The organism is Calditrichota bacterium, assembly GCA_013151735.1.
Taxonomy (GTDB): Bacteria; Zhuqueibacterota; JdFR-76; order JdFR-76; family BMS3Abin05; genus BMS3Abin05.
In genome coordinates, this window is the sequence record JAADHR010000109.1 from 27,149 (window position 1) to 32,302 (window position 5,154).

The 5,154-nt window shown below is 49.0% G+C and carries 5 protein-coding genes; all 5 read right to left on the reverse strand.

What is annotated here, in order from left to right:
* Nucleotides 1-392 (reverse strand): ribulokinase (locus tag GXO76_07615; GenBank protein NOY77719.1); only part of this gene is annotated, 392 nt, incomplete at its 3' end.
* Between the two features lie 242 nt (nucleotides 393-634).
* Complete coding sequence (locus tag GXO76_07620; protein ID NOY77720.1) at nucleotides 635-1,534, reverse strand: HAD family hydrolase; 900 nt, start codon at nucleotides 1,532-1,534, stop codon at nucleotides 635-637.
* Nucleotides 1,535-2,151: 617 nt separating this feature from the next.
* Nucleotides 2,152-3,441 carry a diphosphate--fructose-6-phosphate 1-phosphotransferase gene (locus tag GXO76_07625; GenBank protein ID NOY77721.1) on the reverse strand — a complete coding sequence of 430 codons (1,290 nt, stop codon included), beginning with the start codon at nucleotides 3,439-3,441 and terminating at the stop codon, nucleotides 2,152-2,154.
* Between the two features lie 163 nt (nucleotides 3,442-3,604).
* A complete protein-coding gene (locus GXO76_07630; protein NOY77722.1) occupies nucleotides 3,605-4,855 on the reverse strand; it encodes a DUF2088 domain-containing protein in 1,251 nt (416 codons plus the stop codon).
* Between the two features lie 2 nt (nucleotides 4,856-4,857).
* Nucleotides 4,858-5,154, reverse strand: a 297-nt coding sequence (locus tag GXO76_07635) for a DUF3410 domain-containing protein (protein ID NOY77723.1), incomplete at its 5' end; no start/stop codon positions are given.

A 5,154-nucleotide genomic window follows, 5' to 3' on the forward strand; every position in this document is an offset into this window, starting at 1 on the left:
TGAGCCGCGTGATGTTTCCACAGCTTGACCCACGCATGCGGTTCATCCTTAAATTCATCCAGCAAACACAGCGGCTTTCCATCAGTCCGGGTCGGTAAAATTGTGCAGGATGTAAAATCCACCCCGATCCCGACAATGTCCTCCGCACGTACGCCCGCCTGTTTCAGCGCCTCCGGAATAATATCCTGAGCCACGGTGAGATAATCCATCGGATGCTGGAGGGCCCATTCCGGTTCCAGGCGGGTTTTGCCGTTTGGCAGAACCGAATCGATCACCCCATGCGGGTAGTTTTTTACCACAGTTGCCAGTTCCCTGCCACTCTCTCCATCTACAAGGATTACACGGCCCGATTCCGTTCCAAAATCCAATCCAAGAGCAATCCTTTTGTTCATAAACCAGTCCTCATTTTAACTGTCCGAAATTTTTGGAAATACGTCATTTTATTGTAAAATCAGAAATTACATTTATTTGTTTTGAAATTTAAGTATTTCGATCTAAAATTACAAGAAATTTTTTCAGAATTTTCGCGACAACCTCAGGAGCCAAAGCGTTTTCCTGCATCTGTTTTAAAAATCTCCCACGAATTTTCACGAATTTTAGGGGCATAAAAAATGCACCGGATGCTCATGTCGGGTTAAGTTGAAGTCACCTTCCACGGCGGATTTTCCGGCAGGTAGGTGTCGAACTCCCGATTGAATTTCTCTTCCACCTCAGGCGTGTAGTTGCCTTCCAGAAACAGATCCAGCACCTCATTGTAAAATCGCTCCCAGGAGGCTTCTTCGTGCCCGGGATTGATCGGATAAAACATCACGCCATTCGCTTTCGCTGCGCGCCTGTCACCGGGCGCATCGCCGAGCATTAAGACGTGACCCGGCGGATATTTCCCGGCTGTGGCCAGGCGAAGATGTTCCTTTTTACTGCCCATCTCCTGACCCGCAATGATGGAAACAAAGGCATCAATGCCGTGCTCCTTCCATTCCCGCTGAAGGGCCTCACCGGGTGTGGCCGAAACCACAATCACATCCGCCTGTTCGGAAAGTTTTTGCAGGCTTTCCCGAACAAACGGAAAGGGAGGCACACCGTGAACCATATCGGCAATGGTTGCATTGACGGCTTCACTCCAAACGAGTGCCTGTTTGAGAATGGGGTCGCCTGTTTTCTGAACAGCCTCTTTCAGGGCCGGATTTCCAAGCGGAACCCCGGAATCGATAAACTTCCTCAAGGCAGGAACGTCGGGGATGGTGACATTTCTCCGTTGCACATCCGGGCGTTCCCGAAGAAGATCAAAAACCTTTACCAGCGCCGGAAACCGATTAATCCCCCGCCATTTGGAATACAGGTTTACGAATTCCGCCGCCTCCCGGGCATATTTTGAGACGGCCTGCAGCTCCCAGTGTTTGACAATATTAGGAATAAAACATTCCTTGTGTTTGAGCTCCATCGTGTCAAATGCACATCCATCGGAATCAATTCCGACAAAATAATCGTGTTTGGGTTTAAATTCCGCCAGCGGTTTTTGTGCTTCAGAAATCATTCCACATTCTCCTCATGTTTTTAGACACTTCTTTCCGGCTTTACTGGAATTTTTGTGGATTTGTTTTCACAAAATTTGACAAATAAAATTCTTTGTCGAACAGAAAACATTCATTCTTCCAAAGAAGGTTTATAGGACATCCCTTCCGGTTGCTTTGAAAACCTGAATTCGGGAAATTCGAAATTTTCTCTGGTTTAGCCCAATAGTCTATTGGGCTAAAGCCCATTTTAAGGAAAAGCCTCTTTGGCCACGACCTGAAGGTCGTGGCAAGTCAGGTTTCCGGATTCTTGTGCCTGTTCAAAAAGACTCGATCCTAATGCACCCCTCATTTGCTCAAATTTTTAAAACAATTGAAAGGGTTCCCGTTATTTCTAACCCCGCTTCCCTTATTAGAATTAGAATACGCATTTATTAAAAGCTGTTTCAACGAGTTCAGTTTTTTTGAATTGCCACGACCTTCAGGTCGTGGATGAAATTGAAATCAAATACCCTCCGGGCTTTAGCCCAATGATTCATAAAAATATTGAACTGGTGCCCTAAAAAACAGAACACAACTCTTTTTCTCGACTCAGGGGGTGGATTGAAAACCAAAATCCCCCATTGCATTTTTAACCCTTTTACCGATAGGCTTGAGGCACATAGGCCGGAAGTTTTTTTTCAGCAAAGACGGGTTGAAATCGGGTGAAGCGTTGAATGCCATTCACAATGGGGATGCTCACCCACTCGCTGCCAATCAGAGGCCGGGCGTACGCCACAAACTCATCTGTGACGTCAATCCGGTTCTCCGCCAGCCAATTCTTCGGAAATTTACGTTCCGAGTTCGCGACCTTTTCCAGAGGAACCTGATCGAAATAGACGGAATACGTCTCTCCGGGATGTCGCAAGATTGTCGCCATAAAACCGGTTTGACCCGCCCGGGCCATTTCCACCGCTTTTGCTCCCACACCGTAGGCCTCCTCCAGATCGGGAACAGACGCGTAAATCATGGCGTGTCTCTGGTCGGTGCCGGGCACCTGTCCCCGGGCCACGCCGCGCGCCTTTAATCCCACGCGATTTAAATAGTTCACCACCACCTGCTGAACCGTGGTCTGGCTGGCACTGAACTCCGTGTGACCAAAAGCATCCTTCATCTCGCCAATATTCCCAACGTCAAATCCTTCGCTTACCACGACCAAGCACCGCCCGCTGTGCGAAAGTTCCCGGTTCACATTGTCCGCCAATTCTTCCAGCGAAAGCCCCGATTCCGGCATGTAGATTTGCAGGGGCATCTCCCGATTCGGGTCGCCCAGGCGAACCGCCGCCGGGATGAATCCGATCTTTCGTCCCATGACCTGAATCACCAGCACGGGATCGGACGGGCTGGAGCCCCGATTTTCCTCGTTGGCATTCTGAATGGCGTACGCCCAGTAGCGGGCCACACTGCCGTAGCCCGGCGTGTGATCGATGAGCCGAAAGGCCGAATCCCCCACATCGTTGTCAATGGTTTTCGGAATCCCAACAGCCACCAATTCGACCCCCTCTTCAGCCGCCAGTACACTCACCTTGTGAGCCGTATCCATGGAATCGTTCCCGCCGATGTAAAAAAAGTACCCCACATCGTGCGCACGAAATACCTCCAGAATGCGTTCAAAATCCCCTTTTTGATGCGCCTTCAATTTATAGCGGCAGGTTCCAATGGAACCCGCCGCGGGAGTGGTACGCAAGAGAGCAATTTCTTCCCGCGACTGCACTGAAAGATTCAACAATTCCTCTTTTAAAACCCCTTCAATTCCGTGGAATCCCCCGTAAATGGTTCCGAACATTTCGGGGTATTTTTGACAGGTTTCAACTACACCCCGCAGCGAATTGTTAATCACCGGCGTCGGTCCGCCGGATTGAGCCACTACCACGTTTTTGGGCTTTTTCATAAAACGCGCTCCTCCTCTACCTCGCCGTCTTTTTTCAAATAGTTTCTACCCGACATCTTTCAGTTGTTGCCAAAACGTTTTCCCAAAAGCCGCAGATCCCCTTCAGCCACACGTCCTGATTCTGTCAATCCCGTCCGAAAAAGATCAGGCCTCTCCAGCCTGACTATTTCTTCAAACGAAACAATTTCTCCCCGGCGTGGGGAATCACCAAAATCCCCTCATCTTCCCGATCCAGAAAGTCCTCAATGCGAATCGTCCGAAAATCGCGAAAACCGAGATTGACCCTTTCACACCGCTCTTTTGGAATCTGCGTGGCAAGGGTTACCTGGACGCGTGGTTTTTCCACCCCGTTTTCAAACGTTCCCACTCCCCGAACGTGCGTGGAATGCGCTTTAATTGTCCCCGGCACCCAGGCAAACTTCTCCGCCTGCTTCAAAAAATAATCCCGAACGTGGTATCCCACCTGATCCAACAGTTTGCCATGCACATACGAGATTTCCGAAATATGCGGGGCATAAATAATCACCTCTCCCCCGTCCTCAATAACGGGTTCCGACTTGTACATGACCTTGCCAGCGGTCCAGATATCGTCGTACATTTCCGGAGCGATTCCCAGAACCAATTTGTAGGGATGATCCTTGTAGGCGATGTGCAGCTTTTCGGAAAGATCCGCCGCCCTTTCCCAGGCCTCCTCGGGAGGGCCGATGAACAGCCCGGCTATTTTTTCGGGATTGACCACAAAGGCAAACAGGAGTTTCGGAATGTGAATCAATTGTGCCGCACGGTCAACCACGGCGCGGGTGGCCGTCCATTTTCGGCCGATAATTTCCATGTTCGTAATAACCGCACCCAACCAGTGAAAAAAGTTAATGATTTCCTCCCCCGAGATACCGGGGAAAAAGTACTTGTTTCCTCCCGAAAACCCGACCACTTCGTGCGGAAACGTGGGCCCGATAATAAATAGCTGATCGTAATCGAAAATTAATTTATTAATTTGAACGGGAACCTCTTCCCGCATCAACCCGCCCGAAAGTTTTTCAATTTCATCGGCAGTCAGAGTTCCGAGCGTTTGAAGCGCGTCCGGATTTTTCCACTGGTGATTGAAAAAATGGACATTTTTATATTTCGTCAGCCATTCATCTTTCGTGATGCCCATTCGCTTCAGGATGGATTCAATGGGTTCCTCGGGGTGCGTTCCCAGAGCAATCAGGTAATCCAGTGATTTTACGGTGTGCCCGATTGTTTCGTAGAGAATTTTAAAAAAGATGTCCATCGGCGCCGTTCGCGTATGATCGGGAATAATGGCCAAAACCTTTTTATCCTTCAGGGAAAGCTTTTCCAACGCCTTCTCAAACAACTCACGCATATCGCTTTCCGAAAGAAACCCTTCTTCCAAACTTTTTCCGATAACCATTTTCAGTCCTCTGAATTAACCTGAAAACCCAGGATTTTCAATTTTTCGTGTTGTCTCTGCGTCCCGTTTCTCAGTGTTACCCGGGTATTCCAAAATTCTCTCCGGATGGGATAATTTTTTCGCAGGGAATCAAAATAGTGACCTCTTTTCTCCCGAGGCAAATGAATGAGCCTGCGCAAACGAGCGTCATCTGCCCGAATATCGTACACGCGCTTAATCACGGTGTGAATGAGCAATTCGTCATTTTTATGGGAAGCCTCAACGTCCACGTGAGGTACGGGTGGATCCGAAAGAAGGCT